Origin of the sequence: Arthrobacter sp. AOP36-A1-22, from assembly GCF_052377615.1 — a bacterium.
Classification (GTDB): Bacteria; Actinomycetota; Actinomycetes; order Actinomycetales; family Micrococcaceae; genus Arthrobacter_H.
Map to the genome: position 1 here is coordinate 150,833 of NZ_JBQSWX010000003.1, position 22,335 is coordinate 173,167.

At 67.9% G+C, this 22,335-nt stretch carries 20 protein-coding genes; 8 read left to right on the top strand and 12 right to left on the bottom strand.

All coding sequences use genetic code 11. From position 1 onward, the window contains the following. Window positions 1-238 precede the first annotated feature (238 nt). The 6 genes from ACT3S2_RS03320 to ACT3S2_RS03345 all read left to right on the top strand — a co-directional run bounded on the left by ACT3S2_RS03320 (window position 239) and on the right by ACT3S2_RS03345 (window position 6,689). Complete coding sequence (locus tag ACT3S2_RS03320) at window positions 239-847, top strand: DUF3000 domain-containing protein (RefSeq protein ID WP_444554053.1); 609 nt, start codon at window positions 239-241, stop codon at window positions 845-847. A 22-nt stretch (window positions 848-869) separates the two neighbouring features. Further along, on the top strand, window positions 870-2,162 hold the full coding sequence (locus ACT3S2_RS03325) for an HRDC domain-containing protein (RefSeq protein WP_444554011.1): 1,293 nt from the start codon (window positions 870-872) through the stop codon (window positions 2,160-2,162). Window positions 2,163-2,298: 136 nt separating this feature from the next. Beyond that, window positions 2,299-3,540 (top strand): thiolase family protein, encoded by a 1,242-nt coding sequence (locus ACT3S2_RS03330; protein WP_444554012.1) that lies wholly within the window; start codon window positions 2,299-2,301, stop codon window positions 3,538-3,540. Window positions 3,541-3,543: 3 nt separating this feature from the next. Further along, window positions 3,544-5,673: a 3-hydroxyacyl-CoA dehydrogenase NAD-binding domain-containing protein gene (locus ACT3S2_RS03335; RefSeq protein ID WP_444561232.1), complete on the top strand. Its 2,130-nt coding sequence runs from the start codon at window positions 3,544-3,546 to the stop codon at window positions 5,671-5,673. Window positions 5,674-5,762: 89 nt separating this feature from the next. After that, complete coding sequence (locus ACT3S2_RS03340; protein WP_444554014.1) at window positions 5,763-6,209, top strand: Rieske (2Fe-2S) protein; 447 nt, start codon at window positions 5,763-5,765, stop codon at window positions 6,207-6,209. A 51-nt stretch (window positions 6,210-6,260) separates the two neighbouring features. After that, window positions 6,261-6,689 (top strand): Rieske (2Fe-2S) protein, encoded by a 429-nt coding sequence (locus ACT3S2_RS03345; protein ID WP_444554015.1) that lies wholly within the window; start codon window positions 6,261-6,263, stop codon window positions 6,687-6,689. 19 nt (window positions 6,690-6,708) lie between these two features. On the opposite strand, the gene ACT3S2_RS03350 is transcribed toward ACT3S2_RS03345, so the two are convergent. From ACT3S2_RS03350 to ACT3S2_RS03390, 9 genes are all read right to left on the bottom strand, one after another. Beyond that, a complete protein-coding gene (locus tag ACT3S2_RS03350) occupies window positions 6,709-7,446 on the bottom strand; it encodes a hypothetical protein (protein ID WP_444554016.1) in 738 nt (245 codons plus the stop codon). Window positions 7,447-7,457: 11 nt separating this feature from the next. Next, window positions 7,458-8,432 carry an aldo/keto reductase gene (locus ACT3S2_RS03355; protein WP_444554054.1) on the bottom strand — a complete coding sequence of 325 codons (975 nt, stop codon included), beginning with the start codon at window positions 8,430-8,432 and terminating at the stop codon, window positions 7,458-7,460. 95 nt (window positions 8,433-8,527) lie between these two features. Next, window positions 8,528-9,100 (bottom strand): hypothetical protein, encoded by a 573-nt coding sequence (locus tag ACT3S2_RS03360; RefSeq protein ID WP_444554017.1) that lies wholly within the window; start codon window positions 9,098-9,100, stop codon window positions 8,528-8,530. A 76-nt stretch (window positions 9,101-9,176) separates the two neighbouring features. Continuing rightward, on the bottom strand, window positions 9,177-9,764 hold the full coding sequence (locus ACT3S2_RS03365) for a DUF402 domain-containing protein (protein ID WP_443383500.1): 588 nt from the start codon (window positions 9,762-9,764) through the stop codon (window positions 9,177-9,179). Next, on the bottom strand, window positions 9,761-11,728 hold the full coding sequence (gene dxs / locus ACT3S2_RS03370) for a 1-deoxy-D-xylulose-5-phosphate synthase (RefSeq protein ID WP_443346163.1): 1,968 nt from the start codon (window positions 11,726-11,728) through the stop codon (window positions 9,761-9,763). Before dxs ends, ACT3S2_RS03365 begins: the two co-directional genes overlap by 4 nt. 29 nt (window positions 11,729-11,757) lie before the next feature. Beyond that, a complete protein-coding gene (locus tag ACT3S2_RS03375) occupies window positions 11,758-12,462 on the bottom strand; it encodes a GNAT family N-acetyltransferase (protein WP_444554018.1) in 705 nt (234 codons plus the stop codon). Window positions 12,463-12,566: 104 nt separating this feature from the next. Continuing rightward, a complete protein-coding gene (gene acnA, locus ACT3S2_RS03380; RefSeq protein ID WP_444561233.1) occupies window positions 12,567-15,272 on the bottom strand; it encodes an aconitate hydratase AcnA in 2,706 nt (901 codons plus the stop codon). Between the two features lie 113 nt (window positions 15,273-15,385). Further along, window positions 15,386-16,762 (bottom strand): class I SAM-dependent RNA methyltransferase, encoded by a 1,377-nt coding sequence (locus ACT3S2_RS03385; protein ID WP_444561234.1) that lies wholly within the window; start codon window positions 16,760-16,762, stop codon window positions 15,386-15,388. Then, window positions 16,759-18,792, bottom strand: coding sequence for an APC family permease (locus ACT3S2_RS03390; protein ID WP_444554021.1), 2,034 nt, complete (start codon window positions 18,790-18,792; stop codon window positions 16,759-16,761). The genes ACT3S2_RS03385 and ACT3S2_RS03390 overlap by 4 nt, the downstream gene beginning before the upstream one ends. Before the next feature lie 146 nt (window positions 18,793-18,938). On the opposite strand from ACT3S2_RS03390, the gene ACT3S2_RS03395 reads away from it, so the two are divergent. Beyond that, complete coding sequence (locus ACT3S2_RS03395) at window positions 18,939-19,631, top strand: potassium channel family protein (RefSeq protein ID WP_444554022.1); 693 nt, start codon at window positions 18,939-18,941, stop codon at window positions 19,629-19,631. Beyond that, complete coding sequence (locus tag ACT3S2_RS03400; RefSeq protein ID WP_444554023.1) at window positions 19,628-20,341, top strand: potassium channel family protein; 714 nt, start codon at window positions 19,628-19,630, stop codon at window positions 20,339-20,341. Before ACT3S2_RS03395 ends, ACT3S2_RS03400 begins: the two co-directional genes overlap by 4 nt. A gap of 76 nt (window positions 20,342-20,417) precedes the next feature. Here the strand turns inward: ACT3S2_RS03400 and ACT3S2_RS03405 are convergent, their stop codons facing one another. Genes ACT3S2_RS03405 through ACT3S2_RS03415 form a run of 3 tightly spaced genes read right to left on the bottom strand, consistent with a single transcriptional unit; the run spans window position 20,418 to window position 22,283 of the window. Next, window positions 20,418-21,149, bottom strand: coding sequence for a DUF3159 domain-containing protein (locus tag ACT3S2_RS03405; protein ID WP_444554024.1), 732 nt, complete (start codon window positions 21,147-21,149; stop codon window positions 20,418-20,420). Next, entirely contained in the window at window positions 21,146-21,553 is a 408-nt protein-coding gene (locus tag ACT3S2_RS03410; protein WP_444561235.1) for a hypothetical protein, read from the bottom strand. Before ACT3S2_RS03410 ends, ACT3S2_RS03405 begins: the two co-directional genes overlap by 4 nt. Continuing rightward, window positions 21,546-22,283 (bottom strand): DUF3710 domain-containing protein, encoded by a 738-nt coding sequence (locus ACT3S2_RS03415; protein WP_444554026.1) that lies wholly within the window; start codon window positions 22,281-22,283, stop codon window positions 21,546-21,548. Before ACT3S2_RS03415 ends, ACT3S2_RS03410 begins: the two co-directional genes overlap by 8 nt. Window positions 22,284-22,335: the final 52 nt, after the last annotated feature.

Genomic DNA, 22,335 nt, shown 5'->3' on the forward strand with positions numbered 1-22,335 from the left:
GTCCACCTCCCGGTTCCTTGATCGTCCATGGCGCGTGGCGGCGAACAGCACGCCCCGAACGACCGTAGTCCACCGGGCCCGAACCGGCACGGTGCACCGCTGTGCCACGGGGTCCTCCCCCAGCGGCGGGCTCCGCCCCGCAGGACAACGGCGAGCCTTCCGGGCCCCCCGGACCGATGACCCTAGACTCGGTTCCGTGACCGCTCTTGGCGACCTGGCACAGGTTCCCCCAGACTTCATGACGGCGCTCTCCGGACTCCGTCAGGCCGATTGCCGTGCCGAAATGCACTTGGCCGAAATCCCGGCCCCCGCACGGCTGGCTCCGTTCGCGGTGGCTCTTTCCGCCGAGGTCCTGGACTCCCCACCGCGGGTCCATGGGTCCCCCCACGGCCCCGCGGCGACCGCACTGACTGAGTCCCGCAGTGCCGATGAGGACAATGAATTGGCGACGGGACGATTCATCCTGCTGCACGATCCCGATGGCTCCGACCTCTGGAACGGCACCTTCCGCATCGTCACCTACATCCGGGCCCAGCTCGACGCCGAGATGGGCAACGACCAGATGCTCGGTTCCGTGGCCTGGACCTGGTTGCTCGATGCCCTGCACGAGAACGACGCCGATTATGCCGAGGCCGGGGGAACCGCCACCCGGATGCTCTCGCAGAGCTTCGGCAGTCTGCAGGAGCGGCCCGAAACCATCGACATCGAGTTGCGGGCCTCCTGGACCCCGCAGGGTGCCGAGCTCCGGTCCCATCTGGAGGCCTGGAGCGATATGGTGTGCACCTTCGCCGGTTTGCCACCCCTGCCGGAGGGCGTGACGGCCCTTCCACGCCGCCGCCGGAGTTGAATCCACTAGAATTGGTTCCATCATGACCACTTCGCACACCGACAGCACCCCCGCCCCCACCGATCTCGAGGATCCGACGCCCCCGGCGCCCGAACCCACCCCGCTGACGGAACCCCGCGATGGAGTTCCCCCCGTGGTCAACACCGACGCCGGTCTGCTCCGTGCCGCCCGCGCCCTGGCGGCCGGTAGCGGGCCGGTGGCCGTGGACGCCGAGCGGGCCTCGGGGTTCCGCTACGGCCAACGCGCCTTCCTGGTCCAGCTCCGCCGCCGCGGCGCGGGGACCTGGCTGATCGACCCGGTTCCCTTCAACGACCTACTCCCCGTGAACGAGGCCCTGCAGGGGGTGGAATGGATCCTGCATGCGGCCACCCAGGACCTTCCCTGCCTGGGGGAACTCGGGATGCACCCGGACGCGCTCTTCGATACCGAGTTGGCCGGGCGCCTCGCCGGCCTGCCGCGCGTCGGCCTCGGCCCGGTCGTGGAGTCCCTGCTGGGCCTGCGGCTGGCCAAGGAACACTCCGCCGCCGACTGGTCCACCCGCCCGCTTCCCGATTCCTGGCTCAGATACGCCGCCCTGGATGTCGAGGTCCTCGACGAGCTGCGGATCGCCCTGGCCGAGCTGCTGGAGGAATCCGGCAAGCTGGGGTTCGCGGCCGAGGAATTCGAGGCCATCCGCACCGCCCCGGCCCCGGCCCCGCGCGTTGATCCGTGGCGCCGGACCTCGGGCCTGCACCAATTGCGCGACCGTCGCCAGCTCGCTGCCGTCCGGGCCCTGTGGCTCGAACGGGAGTCGTTGGCGGAGAACCGCGACGTCGCCCCCGGCCGCCTCATTCCCGATGCCGCACTGATCGCGGCGGCCAAGGCCATGCCCACCACCGTCCCGCAGATGCTCAAGACCCCCGGTTTCCATGGTCGGGCGGCCAGCAAGGAAGCCCCGCGCTGGTTGCGCTGCCTGCAGTCGGCCCGGCATGCCGACGAGCTGCCACCCATGCACATCCCCACCTCGGCCCCACCGCCGGCCCGCACCTGGCCGGATAAGGACGAGGCCGCGGCCCGCCGCCTGGGCACCGCCAAACCCCGGGTCGCCCGGCGGGCCGAGCAGTTGGAGATGCCCACAGAGAACCTGCTGACCCCCGACACCCTGCGTCGGCTGGCCTGGCGACCACCGGAGGAGGTCACCCCGGAAGCCATCGCCGCCGCCCTGGCCGAACTGGGAGCCCGTGACTGGCAGATCCACGAAACCGCTCCGATCATCACCGTCGCCTTCCTGGATCCCGATCCCCTGCCGAAGAAGCACGCTTCCAAGGCCGAATGACCGGCCCCGCCCACCTGCTGCGGGGGTCTTGCGGCCCACCGGTGACACGGCGGGTCCCGCACGCCTTGCGCCTCTAGTTACTCACCGGTAACATATGGACTGGATCACATTCATTCCACGCAAGGAGTCACCCCCAGTGAGCCCAACATCCGCACGCGCGCTGCCGCGCAACCGGCAGGTCCGCGACGTCGTGTTCGTCGACGGCGTCCGCACCCCCTTCGGCAAGGCCGGAGACAAGGGCATCTACCACGGTACCCGCGCCGATGACCTGGTGGTCAAGTGCATCCGCGATCTGCTGCGCCGCAACCCCGAGGTCCCGGCGGAGCGCATCGACGAGGTCGCCATCGCCGCGACCACCCAGACCGGTGACCAGGGCCTGACCATCGGCCGTACGGCGGCCTTGCTGGCCGGACTGCCCCAGTCCGTTCCAGGCTTCGCCATCGACCGGATGTGTGCCGGAGCGATGACCGCGGTGACCACCACCGCCTCCTCCATCGCCTTCGGCGCCTACGACGTCGTCGTGGCCGGCGGTGTCGAGCACATGGGCAACCACCCCATGGGCGCCGATGCCGATCCGAACCCGCGCTTTGTCTCCGAACGCCTCGTGGACCCGGCGGCCCTGAACATGGGCAACACCGCCGAGAACCTGCACGACCGTTTCCCGGCCATCACCAAGGAACGGGCCGACCGTTACGCCCTGGCCAGCCAGAAGAAGCTGGCCGCCGCCTATGAGGCCGGCGACATCCAGCCCGACCTGGTTCCCGTCGCGGCGCGCCGCCCGGGTGAGGGATGGGCCCTCAACACCACCGACGAACCGCCCCGGCCCGGGACCACGCTCGAGGACCTGGAGTCCCTGCGCACCCCCTTCCGCGCCCACGGCCATGTCACCGCCGGCAATGCCGCCGGACTGAACGACGGCGCCACCGCGGCCCTACTGACCTCCTCCGAGACGGCCGAGGAGCTCGGGCTGGCCCCGAAGATGCGCCTGGTCGGCTACGCCTTCGCCGGCGTCGAACCACAGGTCATGGGCATCGGCCCGGTCCCCGCCACCCAGAAGGCCCTGGCCCAGGCCGGCCTGACCATCGAGGACATCGGGCTCTTCGAGATCAACGAGGCCTTCGCCGTGCAGGTCCTGTCGTTCCTGGACCACTACGAGATCGCCGACGACGACCCGCGGGTGAACCGCTATGGTGGGGCCATCGCCGTCGGGCACCCGTTGGCCTCCTCGGGCGTGCGGCTGATGAACCAGCTCGCCCGGCAGTTCGAAGCCGACCCCTCCGTGCGCTACGGCCTGACCACCATGTGCGTCGGCCTGGGCATGGGCGGCACCGTCATCTGGGAAAACCCCCACCACGCCGACTACGGGAAGGACGCCTGAGACATGGCCACCAAGGATTTTGACCGCTTCGAGGCACTCGCCGAGCAGGTCCCCGACGAAATCATCACCCACACCCTGGTTTCCGACGTCACGCTGGCCTCCGGGGCGACGCTGGCGTTGCTGACCCTGGACAACGGGCTGGACCACAGCAAGCCGACCACCCTGGGCCCGGGAACCCTCATCGAATTCGGGCGGGAACTCAACCGCCAGCACGAGAGGGCGGCTGCCGGGCAGATCCAGGCCCTGGCCGTCACCGGAAAACCCTACTTCCTCGTCGCCGGGGCGGACCTGACGACGGTGAAGACGCTGAAGAAATCCGCCAGCGGGGCACTGATGGCCGATCTCGGTCATGCCGCCTACGATCTGCTGGCCGATCTCGGGGTCCCCACCTTCGCGTTCATCAACGGCGTTGCCCTCGGCGGAGGGCTGGAGGTCGCGCTGGCCGCGAACTACCGCACCGTCTCCTCCGGGGCCAACGGCCTCGGTCTCCCGGAGGCGTTCATCGGCCTGGTCCCCGGATGGGGCGGCGTCTACCGCCTGCCGCGCCTGATCGGCCCCGAAGCCGCCACGACGGTGATGATCGAGAACCCGTTGAACAACAACCGCTCGTTGGCCGGCCCGGCCGCCTACAAGCTGGGCATCGCCGATGCCCTGTTCGAACCCGCCGACTTCCTCGAGCAGTCCCTGGCTTGGGCGGATACCGTCCTGTCGGGGGCCGAGGTGGCCCGGCCGAACGCCGTGGATCCGGCCGCCGATCCGGCTGTGGCCGAACGGTGGGATGCCGCCGTCGCCAAGGGCCGGGCCTTCGTCGAGGCGAAGACCGCCGGCGCCGCTCCGGCCCCGGGCAAGGTCCTGGATGTGTTCGAGGCCGGCAAGACGATCAGCCAGGGGGAATCGGCGCGGCTCGAATGCGCCGCCCTGGTCGAACTGATGCAGACCCCGCAATTCCACGACACCGTCTACTCCTTCCTGGATCTGGTGCAGAAGCGGGCCAAGCGCCCGGCCGGGGCCCCGGACCGCAAGCTCGCCCGCCCGGTCACCAAGATCGGTGTCGTCGGGGCCGGGCTGATGGCCGGACAGTTCGCCCTGCTCTTCGCCAGGTTGTTGAAGGTCCCGGTGGTCATCACCGATATCGATCAGGGCCGGGTGGACAAGGGCCTGTCCTACATCCATGGCGAGGTCGATAAGCTGCTGGCCAAGAAGCGGATCTCCGCGGACGCGGCCAACCGCACGAAGGCGCTGGTCACCGGTTCGGTCTCCAAGGAGTCCTTCGCCGACGCCGATCTGGTCATCGAGGCCGTCTTCGAGGAACTCCAGGTCAAGAAGCAGGTCTTCGCCGAGGTGGAGGCCGTGGTCTCCCCCGAATGCATCCTGGCCACCAACACCTCCTCCTTGTCGGTCACCGAGATGGCCGCCGATCTGTTACACCCCGAGCGGGTGGTCGGTTTCCACTTCTTCAACCCGGTGGCCGCCATGCCGCTCATCGAGATCGTGCGGGCCCCCAAGACGGACGACGCCATCCTGGCCACCGCCTTCGCCGTGGCCAAGGACCTGCGCAAGACGGCGGTCCTGGTCAAGGATGCGGCGGCCTTCGTGGTCAACCGTGTCCTGCTGCGCCTGATGGGCGAGGTGTCCAACGCCTTCGACGACGGCACCCCCGCCGAGATCGCCGACAACGCGTTGCGCCCGATGGGTCTGCCGATGAGCCCGTTCACGCTCCTGGCCATGGTCGGGGTCCCGGTCGCCCAGCACGTCACGGAATCCCTCCATGAGGCCTTCGGCGACCGTTTCCGAGTCTCGGCGAACCAGCAGGCACTGATCGACCACGGCGTGAAGTCCCTCTGGGTCCAGCACGACGACGGCACCCGGTCCATCCCGGACTCCACCCTCGAGCTGCTCAGCTTCGGTTCGACGCCGAGCACGTCCGAGGAGTTGCTGGTCCGCACCCAGGAGGCCCTGGCCGAAGAGATCGGCCTCATGCTCGACGAGGGGGTCGTCGCCGGTCCCGAGGACATCGACCTGTGCATGATCCTCGGCGCCGGATGGCCGATGCACCTGGGCGGCATCACGCCGTACCTGGACCGCGTCGGTGCCTCCGAACGCATCCGGGGGGCCCGCTTCCACGCGGAGTGACCCACCGGATCCTGTGAGTTGTCCGACATGACGGCGATGCCCCGCTGACGGGGCATCGCCGTCATGCGCGGTCATGAAAGGATCAGGGCATGAATACCTCAGCACAACCGTGCCGCCGTCTGGTTCTGGGTTCCACGCTCGCCCTCGGCGCGGGCACGACGCTCGCCGCCTGCGGCGATGGTTCCTCCGCGGCGCCGCAGAACACTTCCCAGCCCGTGCCGGAACCGGCCGGGAACCCCTTGACCGTCGCCCCCGTGGCCGATCTCCCCGTGGGGTCCATGGTCAACGTCGACGCCGAGGCCACCGGCGAGACGTACCTGCTCTACCGCAAGGACGAGGAAACGGTCCTGGCCTATACGGCCGTCTGCACGCATGCGGGCTGCCGGGTGGGCCCGGGCGAGGAGGACTTCATCTGCCCCTGCCACGAATCGCATTTCGACCCCGCCGACGGCACGGCCACCGGTGGCCCCGCCCGTGAGGCCCTGACCCGCTTCGCGGCGGAAATCGCCGATGGGCAGATCCTGCTCTACCCCTGAGCCCCCCGTGGTGTTCCACGCTGGTTCCCCCCGGGATGCCACAATGGCAGCATGGAACACTTCACAGCACACACCACGGGACGACGGGCCGTTCTGGGCGGATCATTGGTCCTGGGGGCCGGGGCGGCGTTGGCGGCCTGCGGTAGCGGATCCTCGGTCGATGAGATCCCCGAACCCAGCGGCGAGGCCACGAAGGCAACCACCACCGACGAATTGGCGGTGGGCCAGAGCGCCTCGGTGGCCGTTGACGGTGACACCTACCTGCTCTGGCGCCAGGACGAGGACACCGTCCTGGCGTATACGGCGGTCTGCACCCATCAGGGCTGCACGGTGGGTGTGACCAAGAAGGATTTCAAATGTCCGTGCCACGGTTCCGAGTTCTCCCATGAAGACGGCTCGGCCGTGGTCGGGCCGGCGTCGAAGCCCCTGGCGCGTTTTGCCGCGGAGATCAAGGGCAAGGACGTCCTGATCTACCTCTAGGCGGTCCCGCGTCCCGGGATCAGGGGCGGGCTCCGTGGAGCAGGAAGCGGGCCGTTGAATCCTGCAGCCCGGCAATGGTTTCCCAGGCCGCTGAGCCGGCGTCGTCTCCGACGCGCACGGAATACGCCCCGGCCCATTCGCTGGCCAGGATCTCCCCGTCGACGACCCAATGGCTGGCCCCGCGCTGGTCGTCGTCGAAACGGTCGAAGCGCAGCACCGGTCCCCCGTCGAGGGACGGGGCCACGTAGGCAGGGGGGCGGGGATCCTCGACCGCCACCAGGCGGGTCTGCTGGACCTGTCCGTCGTCGTCGCGGATGCTGCTCCAGGCCGCTTCGGCCCGTCCGCGACCCACCAGGTTGCGCACCACGAGGAATTCCCCGTAGCCCGGGACCGTTCCCGCCGGGGCCTGCCGGCTCACCCCCGTGGGGAGTTCGCGCCCATCAGGGGTGATCAACGATTCGGCGCTGACGACGGGCAGGCTGCCGGTGTGGGTCCAGTTGGCCGGATTATGCAGCAGGACCGGTTGGTCCATGCCGCTGGAATGGAACCAACTCAGATCCCAGTCGGGTCCAGGCACGAAGCGGATGCGTGACTCGGCCAGGTAGTCCCCCGATTCGTCCTCGATGGCGATGCGGGTCAACAGCACCGAATATTGCCAGATGCGGTGCAGGGCACCAACACGTTGGCCACCCACCCAGAACGTTTCCCAGCGTTCGAAGTCCGGCAGCGTGTTCAGGTCCTCCACGGGTTCGGCCATGAGGTCCCTTCCTAGAAGAGGGCGACTTTCGGTTCACGAGGAAAGATCCGGTCCAGTTCCGCCAGGTCCTCGGCGTCGGGCTTCCACTGGGCGGCGGCGGCATTCTGGTGGATCTGCTCCACCCGGGTGGCTCCGGCGATGACGCTGGACACCGGGTCCTGGGCCGCCAACCAGGAGAAGGCCACCTGCACCGGTGTCAGTTCCCGTGCCGAGGCGAAATCGGACAGTTCGGACAACTGGTCGAAGTCGACCTTGTCCAGCAGGTTCTGCCGCGAGTGGCTCAGCCGGCTGCCGCCGGGCGCCTGCCGTGACGTGTATTTGCCGGTCAGCAAGCCATTGGCCAGCGGGAAGTAGGGCAGCACGCCCAACCCGTAGGCATTCGAGGCCGGGAGAACTTCGAGTTCGGCCCGGCGGTCGAGCAGGTTGTAGTGGTTCTGGCTTGAGATGAACCGGGTGTAGCCTCCACTGCGGGCGGTGAATTCGGCATCGGCGATCTGCCAGCCGGCCCGGTTCGAATGCCCGATGTAGCGGACCTTGCCGGAGGCCACGAGGTCATCGAGGGCGGCCAGCGTCTCATCGATGGGGGTCAGGTCGTCGGGGGTGTGGAACTGGTAGAGGTCGATGTAATCGGTCCCCAGCCGGCCCAGGGACGTCTCCACGGACTGCATGATGTACTTGCGGGACCCTCGGGCCCCGAAGTCCCGGCCGTTGGCTCCCCCGGCGTCCATGCCGAATTTCGTGGCCACCACGACCTCGTCCCGCCGCGTGCCCAGGGCCTTGCCCAGGCGGGTCTCCGCCAGTCCTGGTTCGCGCCCATAGGTGTCGGCGGTGTCGAACAGGGTGATGCCGGAGTCCAGGGCCGCGTGCACGATCGCGTTGGTGCCCTCCTGCGATTCGGTGGCGGTGCCGCTGCGGCCGAGGTTGTTGCACCCCAGGCCCACGACGGAGACACTCAGCCCCGAGCGGCCCAGCCGACGGTATTCCATCTCGGGGTGTGGCTGGGCGGTGGCGGCGCGGGTCGAATTGCTGGAGGAGCTCATGGGATGCGTCCTTTCGGAAGGAGGGGCTGGACGGGAACGGATCAGGCCACGGAGAACGGAGTCTTGGGCGGCATCGGATACTTCTGTTTGGCCGCCTCGGGGGCGTCGTGGGGTGCCACACCGATGGAAAGTTTGGTGAAGTCGAGTTTGGCCTGCCGAATGCACGTGGTGATCGCGGTGACCGCCTTGCCTGGCTCCGGGGAGAGGATGCGGATATTGAGTTTACGGGGGGCAAAGTCGCTCGACTCCACCGTGCCCAGACCGCGCCAGGCCAGATGGCCGCGCAGCGCTTCCATCGCCTTATCGCGCAAGTATTCGTCGCGCTGGGTTCCTTCGGTGGTCTTCAACGCATATTGGGCAATCACCCACGATTGGTCGGCCCCGGTCAGTTCGGCAAACCCGTCCGTGGCGCATTGGTCGGCGAAGGCCTCCATCAAACCCGCCCCCCGTTCGGCATCGACGTCGACGGCTTCCTTGGTGGTGGACAAATTTCCGACGGTGCCGTGGTTGATCACGAACTGGCCGGCTTCCTCGCCCTCGCCCTGCTCGAACCAGGCCTCACGGAATTGCAGGACCCCGTCGTCGTCGCGGCGGTAGGTGCGCTGGATCGGCATGCGATTCTCCTCGGTTCGGGCCTGTGCTCATGCTGTGGTTCGGCGCCCCCGCTTCGGTGGCGGCGCGTCGACGCATCTAGCCTACTGCCTGTGCCAGCAGCCGGTGTCCGCGCTCGAACCAGGCGTCGGCGCACACCCCGAACGGTTCCTTCAGGGTTTTCACGCCCACCAGCAACTCCTGGGCGGCGGCACGCATCCGCTCTGCCAGTTCTTCGGGGTAGCCCATGGACAGGGCGTGCTCCTCGAATTCGTCCTCGTCGTCGAGGTAGATGCCCCGGCGCGTGGAACGGACCACGTCCAAGTCCATATCAACGGAGTTGAACTCCCACCCGGAGGGCTTCAGCGCTTGCCAGCCCAGATTCCGGGAGACATCGATATAGAGCCGGAAGTGACCGGGATGGGAATCGTCGTAAAACGTGGCGACCCAATCGGCTGCGTGGGGAAACAGGCAAATGGCATCCGACTCCGCGGCGAAGGCAGCGCCGGGTCGGGCCACCAGCGAACCTGCCGGTTGGATGACCCAGTGCCCGTGTTCGTCGGCCCCCAGGTACCTGCCGGGGACGACCCAATGCGGCCAGCCATCATGTTTCCACGCCCGGGCGATCACCACGTCACCTACGGAAATGTCACCGGGGGCTGCAGCCAACGATTCTAGCCGGCTCATAGGCGGGGTATCTGGCCGGTGGGGGCGTCCTGGCCGGGTAGCGGCCGGGCGAAGGGGACCTTGGTTCCCAGCACCTGGGCCAGGGTGTCCTGGGTGATCTGGTTGGCGGTCAGGCCAACCCGCTCCAGGATCTGGTTCCGAGAACCGTGTTTGAGGAACTGCGTCGGCAGGCCCACTTCGTTCAGTGCCGTATCGACACCTGCGGCACGCATTTCCTGGCGGATCCGCGAGCCGACGGCGCCGGCCTTCACGCCGTCCTCGATGCAGACCACGATCCGGTGGCGCGCCGCCAAGGAGATGATGGATCGGGCGACCGGAAGGACCCAACGCGGATCCACCACCGTGGAACTCACCCCCTGGGCCTCGAGCCGTTCTGCGACCTCCAGGCTCAATCCGGCCATGGAACCGACAGCGACGATGAGGACATCCCGCTCTCCTTCGCCGTGCCGCGCCAGCACGTCCACGCCGTCGTCGAGACGTTCAATGGCTTCCAGTTCCTGACCGACACTGCCCTTGGAGAAGCGCAGGACGGTGGGGGCATCGTTGATGGCTACGGCTTCGCGCAGTTCCTCACGCAACCGGGTGGCGTCGCGCGGTGCCGCCAGGGAGAGCCCGGGGACCGACTGCAGCAACGACATATCCCACATCCCGTGGTGGCTCGGCCCGTCGGGGCCGGTGACCCCGGCCCGGTCCAACACCACGGTTACTCCGGCACGGTGCAGGGCGACGTCCATGAGCAGCTGGTCGAACGCCCGGTTCAGGAACGTCGCGTAGAGCGCCACCACCGGGTGCAGGCCACCGAAGGCCATGCCGGCGGCGCTGGTCAACGCATGCTGCTCGGCGATACCGACGTCGATGACCCGTTCCGGGTGGCGGGCGGCCATCGTGGACAGCCCGACCGGGATGAGCATGGCTCCGGTGACGGCGACGATGTCTCGGCGTTCGTCGGCGATCTCGGCAATCTCTTCGCCGAAGACCGAGGTCCAGGACTGGGCTCCGGGCCGGGAGACGGGTTCGCCGGTTTCGGGGTCGATCACGCCCACCGAATGCATCTGGTCGTTCGGGTCGGCCAGGGCGGGACCGTAGCCACGCCCCTTCTCGGTGAGCGTATGCACGATCACCGGGCCCTCGTACTGCCGAGCCTGCTGCAGGGCCTCTTCCACGGCCTCCTGGTTGTGCCCGTCGATCGGGCCGATGTACTTCATGCCCAGATCCTCGAACAGCCCCTGCGGGGCCCACCAGTCCTTCATGCCCTTCTTGGTGGCGTGCAGCGACTTATAGGCAAAACGGCTCACGGCGCCGCCTTGCTGAAGTCGGTCCTTCCACCAGTTCAGGGTGTCTTCGTAGACGGGGTGGGTCCTGACCTTATCCAGGGTGCGTTGGCGCAGGGCGCCCAACTGGTCGGCCAGACCGCCGACGGTGGGGGCGTAGGACCGGCCATTATCGTTGACCACGATCACGACCCGGCGATCCTTATCGGCGGCGATGTTGTTCACGGCCTCCCAGGCCATGCCGCCGGTCAGGGCTCCGTCCCCGACGACGGCGACGACGTAGCGGTCCCCTTCCCCGGAAAGCTTCCGGGCCCGGGAGATGCCCTCGGCCCAGGATAGCGAACTGGAGGCATGCGAGGACTCGACGATGTCGTGGACCGATTCGGAGCGTTCGGGGTAGCCGGCGAGCCCGTCCTGTTGGCGCAGCGTGGAGAAGTCCTGCCGCCCGGTCAGCAGCTTATGAACGTAGGACTGGTGTCCTGTATCGAAAACGATGGAATCACGCGGGGAATCGAAGACCCGGTGGATCCCCAACGTGAGCTCCACGACCCCCAGATTCGGGCCCAGATGTCCTCCGGTACGGGAGACGTTGGCAATCAGGAAGGCCCGGATCTCCTCCGCCAATTGCTGAAGCTGTTGCGCACCCAGACCACGCAAATCGCGCGGCTCATGGATGGTCTCGAGCAATCCCATGCCGGTTCGTCCTTTCGCAGCCGGAAACATCATTCCATCGTACTGCGCACGGCGACGGGTTCTCGACCCGGCACCGCCTGCGCGGACTCAGGCAAACCGAGGAAAGTGGCGGCGGCGTCGTGCCCGGTGACCTGCAGCGACCAGTCGGGCCGCCGCAGGAGCTCGGAGGTCAGCCGCACTCGTTGTACCTCCTGGGCGGAGTCGCCCCACATCCGCCGGGTCACCCCGTTGTCCTGGTATCCCACGGCGCGCGAGACCCCCAACGAGGAGAGGTTCCAGCTGGCGGCGTCGGATTCGGCCACCTGGGCACCGAGGTGGTCGAAGGCATAGAGCACGACGGCGGTGCGCATCTCCGTACCGATGCCCCGTCCTTGGGCCGAACGAGTCAACCAGGAGCCGGTGGTGACCAGTCGCATCCGGGCGAAATCCTGCCCCAGCAGATCCTGCATCCCCACCAGTTCGCCTTCATGCCAGACCCCGAAGGACAGCGTCCAGTCCCCGGGCTGCGTCTGGGCGCGGGTCCGCCACACATGGCGGGCCATGTTCGCCGGCAGCTCGGCATCGGGGACGTCGGTCCAGGGAAGGGAGAAGGGGCTGCGCCCGGGCTCGTGGATGCCGCTGAGCCCGGCAGCTTGGAAGGCCGGCAGGTCCTCGTCGGTGATCGCCCGCAGCTCCAGGCGCGGAGTGGACAGGTGCAGGCCGAAGAGCGGCCACGAGTCGGTCAGTGCGTCCATCTCCAAATCCTATAACCCCCGCCGCGCCAGCCGGGCCCGGGCACGCAAAAGGGCGGGCCACCCGGTATCCCGGATGGCCCGCCCCGTCTGCGGTGGATCTGCGGTTAGCTGCCGGAGATCTGACGCAGCACGTACTGCAGGATGCCGCCGTTGCGGTAGTAGTCGGCCTCACCGGGGGTATCGATGCGCAGCACGGCATCGAATGACTGGGTGGAGCCGTCTTGCGCGGTGGCGGTGACCTTCAGCGTGGAGGGGGTGGTCCCCTCGTTGAGTTCGGTCACACCCGAGATCGAGAAGGACTCGGTGCCTTCCAACCCCAGGGTCGAGGTGGACTCGCCCTCGGGGAACTGCAGCGGCAGCACGCCCATCCCGATGAGGTTCGAGCGGTGGATCCGCTCGTAGCTCTCGGCCAGGACGGCCTTGACGCCCAACAGTGCGGTGCCCTTGGCGGCCCAGTCACGCGAGGAGCCGGAACCGTATTCCTTGCCGGCCAGCACGACCAGCGGGGTCCCTTCGGCTTCGTAGTTCGTCGCCGCGTCGAAGACCGTGTTCTGCGGTCCGCCGTCCTGGGTGAAGTCGCGGGTGAAGCCACCCTCGATGTTGTCCAGGAGCTGGTTGCGGATGCGGATGTTCGCGAACGTACCGCGGATCATGACCTCGTGGTTACCACGACGGGAGCCGTAGGAGTTGAAGTCCTTACGATCCACGCCATTGGCCAGCAGGTACTGTCCCGCCGGGGAATCGGACTTGAACGAGCCGGCCGGGGAGATGTGGTCGGTGGTGACCGAATCGCCCAGCTTCAGCAGCACGCGGGCACCGTCGATGTCGGAGACCGGCTCCGGCTGTGCCTTCATGCCATCGAAGTATGGGGGCTTGCGCACGTAGGTGGAATCCTCGGCCCACTCGAAGGTGTTGCCAGCCGGGGTATCCAGCGCCTTCCAGCGGTCGTCTCCGTCGAAGACCCCCTCGTAGCCCTTGGCGAACATGTCCTTGTCGATGGAGGCGTCCATGACCTGCTGGACCTCGACCGGGTTCGGCCAGATGTCCTTCAGGAAGACGTCGGTTCCGGCGTCGTCCTGGCCCAGTGGCTCGGATTCGAAGTCGAAGTCCATGGTCCCGGCCAGGGCATAGGCGATGACCAGCGGCGGGGAGGCCAGGTAGTTCATCTTCACGTCCGGGTTGATCCGGCCCTCGAAGTTGCGGTTACCCGACAGGACCGAGGTGACGGAGAGGTCGTTGGCCTGGATGGCCTCGGAGATCTCCGCTTCCAATGGGCCTGAGTTGCCGATGCAGGTCGTGCAGCCGTAGCCGACGATGTAGAAGCCGAGCTTCTCCAGGTACGGGCTCAGGCCGGACTTCTCGTAGTAGTCGGTGACGACCTTGGAGCCGGGGGCGACGGAGGTCTTGACCCACGGCTTCGAGGCCAGGCCCTTGTCCACGGCGTTGCGGGCCAGCAGGGCTGCTGCGAGCATCACCGAGGGGTTGGACGTGTTGGTGCACGAGGTGATCGAGGCGATGGAGACGATGCCGTGGTCCAGCGAGAATTCGCGGCCATCGGCGGTCTTCACGTCCACGGACTTCGAGGGACGGCCCACGTTGCGATCGTCGGCGTCACCGGCGGCGTAGTTGTGGATGTCCTTGCGGAACTGTTCCTTCGCGCTGGTCAGCTCGATGCGGTCCTGGGGACGCTTCGGGCCGGCGATGGAGGGAACCACTGTGGACAGGTCCAGCTCGAGGTACTCGGAGAAACGCAGTTCCTTGGACGGATCGTGCCAGAGGCCCTGTTCCTTGGTGTAGGCCTCCACGAGGGCGACGTTCTCCTCGGAACGGCCGGTCAGGCGCAGGTAGTCCAGGGTCACGTCGTCGATGGGGAACATGGCTGCGGTGGAGCCGAACTCCGGGGACATGTTGCCGATCGTGGCGCGGTTGGCCAGCGGCACCTGGGCGACGCCTTCGCCGTAGAACTCGACGAATTTGCCGACCACGCCGTGCTGGCGCAGCTTCTCGGTGATCGTGAGGACGACGTCGGTCGCGGTGGCACCTGCGGGGATGGAGCCGGCGAGCTTGAAGCCCACCACCCGCGGGATCAGCATGGAGACGGGCTGGCCGAGCATGGCCGCCTCGGCCTCGATGCCGCCGACGCCCCAGCCCAGCACACCCAGGCCATTGACCATGGTGGTGTGCGAGTCGGTGCCGACGCAGGAGTCCGGGTAGGCGCGCAGCTTGCCGTCGACCTCGCGGGTCATGACCGTGCGGGCCAGGTACTCGATATTGACCTGGTGCACGATGCCGGTGCCCGGGGGGACGACCTTGAAGTCATCGAACGCCGTCTGGCCCCAACGCAGGAACTGGTACCGCTCGCCATTGCGCTGGTACTCGATCTCCATATTGCGTTCGATGGCGTCCTTATTACCGAACACGTCGATCTGGACGGAGTGGTCGATCACCATTTCCGCGGGAGCCAGCGGGTTCACCCGGGTCGGGTCACCACCCAGGTCCTCGACGGCTTCACGCATGGTGGCCAGGTCGACCACACACGGCACACCGGTGAAGTCCTGCATCAGCACGCGGGCCGGAGTGAACTGGATCTCCGTGCTTGGCTGGGCGTTCTGATCCCACTGGGCCAGCGCACGAACGTGGTCGGCAGTGATGTTCTTGCCGTCCTCGGTCCGAAGCAGGTTCTCCAGAAGGATCTTAAGGCTGTACGGAAGGCTGTCGCTGCCCTCGACCGCGTTCAGCCGGAAAATTTCATATTCGTTGCCTTGGACGTCCAATACGCCCTTGGCACCAAAGCTGTCCACATTACTCACTGGGACTCCTCTCGCCAGACTTTCATCTTTGTTGCACGCACGGGCATCCCGCCAGTAAGGCGAACCTAACCGGCCGGGAAGCACGATGGGATTGCGGCAGAGCTGCCCCCAGTCTATCCGTTGGCCGAAGGGACCAGCGCCGCCACGCACTCCACATGGTGGGTATGCGGGTAGAGATCCAAGGCCCGTACCGATTCGGTGGCGTAGCCCTTCGCGGCAAAGTCGCGTAGATCCCGAGAGAACGACGCCGGATCGCAGGAAACGTAGGCGATCCGTCCCGGTCGGGCGGCGCTGACGGCGGCCACCCCGGCCCGCCCGAGGCCGGTGCGGGGTGGATCCAGCACCACCGCATCCAGCCCCCGGGGCAACCGGGCCACCTCGGCACGCAGGACCTTTTCCACCCGGCCCTGGCGGATCAGGACCTGGTCCAGGCCCTGGACATTGCGGCGGGCATCCTTGCTGGTGCCCGGGGCCCCTTCGATCGACAGGACGATCCCCTGCGCCCCGACGGCGCGGGCCAAGGGCACGGTGAACAGTCCGGCGCCGGCATAGAGGTCGGCACAGGCCTGGCCCGGTTGCGGGTCCAGGATGCGTTGGACGGCGTCGTTCAGGGCGTCGGGGGCACTGCGGTGGATCTGCCAGAACCCCTCCCCGGTGACCCGGTAGGTTTCCCCGGCGGCCTGTTCGGCCACCCAGGTCCTGCCGCGCAGTCGGTGCAGGGTTCCCGCCCCGTCGGCCGCCGCACCGCCGTGTTGGGTGATCAGCGCCGCGTTGCTGCCCTCGGGCAGGGCCTTGGCCAGGCGTGTCGCGGCTCCCGGGGTGGCATCGGCCCGTTCGACGAGGAGCACCAGCGGTGCCCCGCCGGCCGAACCGGCCGCGACCTCGATCCGGTCCAGCCCGCGCAACGGCAACTCGGCCAACGACAGGTCGTTGATCGCCGCCACGGCCAGCGGCAGGTCGCGGATGGGGACGAGCCGGTCGGAATGGTGGGCGTTCATGGCCAGTCGTCCCGACGCGTCGACGCTGAAGGCCGCCCGGGTCCTCCAGCCCAGTCCGTCCCCGCGCTCGCCCGGCGCGGCCTCGACCCCGGTGAAGCCGACGTCGTCGGCATCCAGACCGGCCAATCGTTCAAGTTGTTCGCGGACGACCGCGGATTTCAGTTCCCGCTGGTATCCAAGCTCCGCATGCCCGAACTCGGCCCCGCCGACCGGCAACTCCCCCGCGGCGTGGCGGGCGATGGCATCGGCTTCGGGCCAGAAATGCGGTACCCGGTGCGCGGAGGCCTCCAGCATCTCCACCGCGTCGGCCCGCCAGAAGCGGGCCTCCTGCCCGGCGTCGGTCAACCGGGCCCGGACCCGTTCACCGGGCAACGCATGGCGGACGAAGACCACCCGGCCCTGGTACCTGGCGACGAAGTGGCCCCCATGGGCGGGGGCGCCGATCTCGACCTCGATCAGATCGCCCGTCGCCGGTTCTTCCTGCTGGCTCACCTGCTGCTCCCGCCGTCGTGCTCTCGTGGTTGGCCTTCGGTCCCGGTGATCCCGCGCTCGTGTTCGAAGAGTGCCCGCCCGTGGGTTTCCTCCGAGAGTTGCCAGGGGACGCTGGCGACCACGACGCCCGGGACGAAATGCAGCCGGGTCTTGATGCGCAACGCCGTCTGGTTGTGCACCAGCTGCTCCCACCAGCGTCCGACCACGTATTCGGGGATGTAGACGACCACCAGGTCACGGGGTGAATTGGATTTGATGGTCTTGATGTAGTCGATGATCGGCGCCGCCGTCTCGCGGTAGGGCGAGGCGAGCACGGTGATCGGCACCGGGATCTGCAACCGCTCCCATTCGGCCACGGTGCGTTCCGTGGCATCCTGGTCGATGTCCACGATGATGGCATCGAGCTTCGAGGGGCGGCCGGCCCGGGCGAAGGCCACCGCCCGCAGCACCGGTTTGCGCAGCGTCGACACGAGGATCAGGGCATGCACGCGGGCCGGAAGGGCCTTGGCGGTGCCTCGCCCGTCGACCGCCAGTTCACGGTCGACCGCCGCATAGTGGGCGTGGATCGAGGACATGATCAGATACATCGCCAGGATCGCCACCACGGCCAACCAGGCACCGAAGATGAATTTGGTGACCAGCACGATCACCAGCACGGCGGCGGTGAGGACGAACCCGACGAGGTTCAGCAGGCGCGAGCGCATGATCCGGTGGCGTACCCGCTGGTTGGCGGTGCTGGCCAGTTGCCGGCTCCAGTGCCTGACCATGCCCAGCTGGCTGAGCGTGAAGGAGACGAAGACCCCCACGACGTAGAGCTGGATCAGGGTCGCCACATGGGCGCCGAACACCAACACCAGCACCAGGGCCCCGACGCCCAGGGCGATGATGCCGTTGCTGAACCCCAGCCGGTCCCCCCGGGTCCGCAGCTGCCGGGGAAGATAGCCGTCGGTGGCCAGATGCGAGGCCAGGTTGGGGAAGGAGCTGAATGCGGAATGTCCTGCCATACCCAAGACGGCGACGGTGACGGCCAGGATGATGTAGAAACCGACGCTACCGCCGCCGAAGACGGCGTGGGCCAGCTGGCTGAGCACCGGGTTCTGGATGTAGTCCCCCGGGATCGATCCGCCGTCGACCGCAAGGTTCCGTTGCGGGTCCTCGACCATATGCACCCGGGCGGCGCGGGCCAGGAACATGGTGCCCAGGGTCAGTACCGTGGCGATGAGGCCCAGCAGCAGCAGGATCGATGCGGCGTTCCGGGCGCGCGGCCGGGCCAGGTTCTGGACGTTGCTGATGGGCGCTTCGATCCCCGTCAGTGCCGCCGAGCCGGTGGAGAAGGCGCGCAGCACCAGCACGGCGCCCAGCAGCCCGGTCAGTGCCGGGTCGTAGCCCTGCTGCGGCAGGATCTCGAACCCTGCGCTGGGGGCCGAGCCCAACCGGCCCATGGCGGCACTGATCGTGCCGGTGAGGATCATCACCAGCATCGCGCCGATGAACAGATAGGTCGGCAACGCGTTGCCCAGCCGAGACCGGCCCAGCCCGCGCAGGTTCAGCAGCGCCAGGATCACGACGCCGGCACCGGCGAGCAGCGATTGGTGCCCGTCCAGCCCCGGGAAGGCCGCGACGACGTAGTGTGCGGCGGCGGACATGGACACCGCCACGGTCAAGACGAAGTCGACCAGCAGGGCCGAGGCCACCGTGGTGCCGGCCCGGGGCCCGAGGTTGACGCTGGCGATCTCATAGTCCCCGCGTCCCGAGGGGTAGGCCTTCACCGATTGCCGGTAGGACGCGATGATCACCATCATCACCGCCATGATGGCGATGCCGATCAGCGGCGAGAAGTAGATCGCCGACAGTCCGGCGATGGCCAGGGTCATGAGGACTTCATCGGGGGCGTAGGCCACGGAAGACAACGCGTTGGAGGACAGCAGGGGAAGCGCCAGCCGGCGGCGCAGGGGCGCCTGCTTCAGCCGTTCGGTGCGGAATGGTCTGCCAACCAGGATCCGTTTCAGCGCGTCGAGGAACGTCAGCACCAGTCAAAGCTAGCCCGTGAACGGCATATCTGTCATACACGCCGCACCGCCACCGGCTCCTGCACGCTTCCCGCGTGGGAGACTGGGAGCCATCATCGGGGTCGGAAAGGCCCCGCCGTCAGCAGGACAATCGCGGGGAGCAAGGCATGGCCCATTTCGTCATCATGGGGTGCGGGCGCGTCGGCGTCACGTTGGCCCACACCTTGGACGACGCCGGACACACCGTGGCGATCATCGACCAGGACGACCGGGCGTTCCGTCGTCTACGGCGCGGATTCACCGGCCAGAAGGTCAGCGGGGTCGGCTTCGACCGGGAAACCCTGGAACGGGCGGACATCTCCAACGCCTACGCCTTCGCGGCGGTCTCCAGCGGCGACAACTCGAACATCCTGGCCACCCGGGTGGCCCGCGAAAACTACCACGTCCCCCATGTGGTCGCCCGGATCTACGACCCGGGGCGGGCCGAGATCTACCAGCGGCTGGGGATCCCCACCGTGGCGGCGGTGCGCTGGAGCGCCGACCAGGTCCTGCGTCGGGTCCTGCCCGAACAAGGCATCAACGGCGATTTCCGTGAAGCCTCGGGCCGGCTGATCCTCGGCGAGGTGTCGGTCCATGACCAGTGGTACGGACGCAGCCTGGCCGAAATCGAGGAGGTCTCGGGGATCCGGGTGGCCTATCTGACCCGGTTCGGCGAGGGCCAGATCCCCCGCCCCGATGCCCGGCTGCAGCAAGGCGACATCCTGCACGCCATGATGGCCGTCGCCTCCCTGGGAGAGATCGACAGGATACTTTCCAAGGCCCCCACCACCCAGTTGCCCGACGACGAGGAGAACCAGTGAAGATCGTCATCGCGGGGGCCGGCAGCGTCGGCTCCTCCATCGCCAAGGAACTCCTCTCCCACGGTCACGACGTCCTGTTGATCGATGAGAAGCCTGAAGTCGTCGGGCGCAGCGGCGTCCAGGGTGCCACCTGGCTGTTCGGGGATGCCTGCGAGCTCACCACGCTCAAGGACGCCCATCTGTCCGATGTCGACGTGGTGGTTTCGGCCACCGGCGACGATAAGGTCAACCTGGTCGTCTCCCTGCTGGCCAAAAGCGAATTCGGGGTCGGGCGGACCGTGGGCCGGGTCAACAACCCGAAGAACGATTGGCTCTTCGACGACGCCTGGGGCGTCGACGTGGCCGTGAGCACCCCGCGCATGATGACCGCCCTCGTGGAGGAAGCGGTCGAGGTCGGGGACGTGGTGCGGTTGCTGACGCTGCAGACCGGGGTGACCTCCATGGTCGAGTTCACGGTCCCCACCGATGCGGCATTGATCGGCAGCACCCTGGGTGAGGTCCCGTGGCCGCAGGACACCGCGGTCGTGGCGATCCTGCGTGATGACCTGGCGATCACCCCGAGCCCCGATGACGTGATCGAAGGGGGCGATGAGCTGTTCTTCATCACCGCAATCGCCGCCGAGGACGATCTGCGGGCCGTCCTGCGCCTGGATACCAGATCACGGAACGACGACGAATCCCAGGACGCCTCGGACGCCTTCCGCGACTGAGCCGCGGCGGGGTGGCCCCGGGCCGCCCCGGGGGCCGGCCCGGTGGGACCAGCCCCGGAGGATCAGCCCTGCCGAGTCAGTCCTGCGGGGCCTGCTGCGGTCCGGGCTCGGCGTCCAGCGCCGTCGACGGCCGGGAGACCAGCCAGGCCAGCCAGAGCCCCATGGCATAGAGGGGGATGCCCATCACGATGCGCGCCGCTCCCAGCGCCTCGATGTTCTCCGCCGCATACAGCGGCAGCTGCACCAGCAGCCGGGCCGCCATGACCCCGGCGATGATCCAGGTGGCCACCGCGTAGGAGAGGCGGCGGGCCCGCTGGGCCCGCCATTCGATGCCTTCACCGCGGATGAAACCGAAGACCAGGCCCATGAGCGGCCAGCGGACCAGGATGGACACCACGAAGGCCACCAGGTAGGCGCCGTTAGTGTAGAAGCCGGGCACGTAGAAGTCCCGGGCGTTGCCGGTGGTGCGGGCGAACACGGCGCAGATCAGCACACCGAACAGCCCGGTCAACGCCTGGGTCAACCCTGTTTTGCGCACCAGCCGGGCGATGGTGAAGACGGCCGCGATGGCCAGCGAGGAAATCAGTGCCGGGTTCAGTTCCCGCAACACCATGAAGACCACCAGGAAGACGATTCCCGGCAACAGTGCCTCGATCAGGCCGCGGATGCCGCCCACGGTCTTCAGGACATCGACCTGTCCCGCGGCGGTCCGGTGGATGCCCGAGCCTTCAGCCAATCGACGTCCGAGATCCTCAGCCTGGTCGTGGCCGTCATCTGCGGTCGGCTCCCCCTCGGGGTGCTGGCTCATACCTGGTCCTCCACGTCGTGGTCGTCCTCGGGCAGGATCTCGTACCGGGGGTTGTAGATGGTGGGCACCCCGTCGACGCGGGCGATCATCCCCTCGAACAGCAGGCGGGTGCCCGCTTCGATGCCCGGGACCCGGCGCTGGCCGTTCCAGACCAGCACGATCCGTGCCACCTGGGAGCGTCGTCCCCCGGGTGGGGCCGGTGCGTCGACGATTCCGGCGGTGAAGACCGGGGCCTGGGCGCTGGGCAGGATCCTGATGTTCTCCACGAAGCCGCGGGCAAGCACCCGCCCCCGTTCGGGGAGCCGGGCCAGGGCGGAGCAGCGTTCCGGTTCATCGGCCCCGGTGTATCCACCGGGTCGGGAGGCCAGGCCGCGGCGTCGGGCTGCGACGCCACGCTCAGCCAATTTCGGTGATCTCCGGTCCGCGTTCGGGCCGACCCTGCAGTGAACGTTCGCTGCTGGTGTCCGTCTTTTCCTCGGTCTCCTCGTCGGTGTCGGTCGCCGACCGGGTCACGGCACCGGCCGGCATCGTCAACGGGAGCAGTTCCTGGGGCGGCATCGGCTGGTCGCCGCGTTCGACGACCACCCGGGCCAGACGGTCCTCGAGGCGTTCGGCCTGGGCGCGGTCCAGGGTGGCCGGACCGCCGACCACGGCACGCAGGAACCAGCGTCCCCCGTCGATGCCGATGAACCTGGCGACCATGTATCCCTGCTCGCCATCGGGGCCGTCCGCGGGTACGCGGGCCACCAGTTCGGTGCCGAACCGTCCTTCGACGCGATCGATCTTGCCGTTCTGCTCCCCGATGCTCTCCTCGATCTGGGAGGAGATCCCCTCCCAGAGGCCGCTGGACTTCGGGGCGGCGAAGACCTGGAGCTGCAGGCGTGAACCGTCCAGTTCAAGGGCTGCGGCAATGACCCGTTGGGAGCCTTCTTCGACTTCCAGGCGCAGCTGCATGCCTTCGACCGGTTCTATCTTCAGGGCCCCGAGGTCGATGTAGTGTCCGTGTTCCGGGGCATCCTCCAGATCGAAGGGTCCTTGTTCGTTCCCGGCGGCGACGGAATCCGTGTCCTGGACCTGCTCGTCCCCGGTGGCGGCGTCGTCGTTCGTTGAATTATTGCGGCGTTTGAAAATCATCGTTGCTCCTCCCGGCCCGACGGGCCGCAGGTGGTGAAGTAGGGGTGGTGGC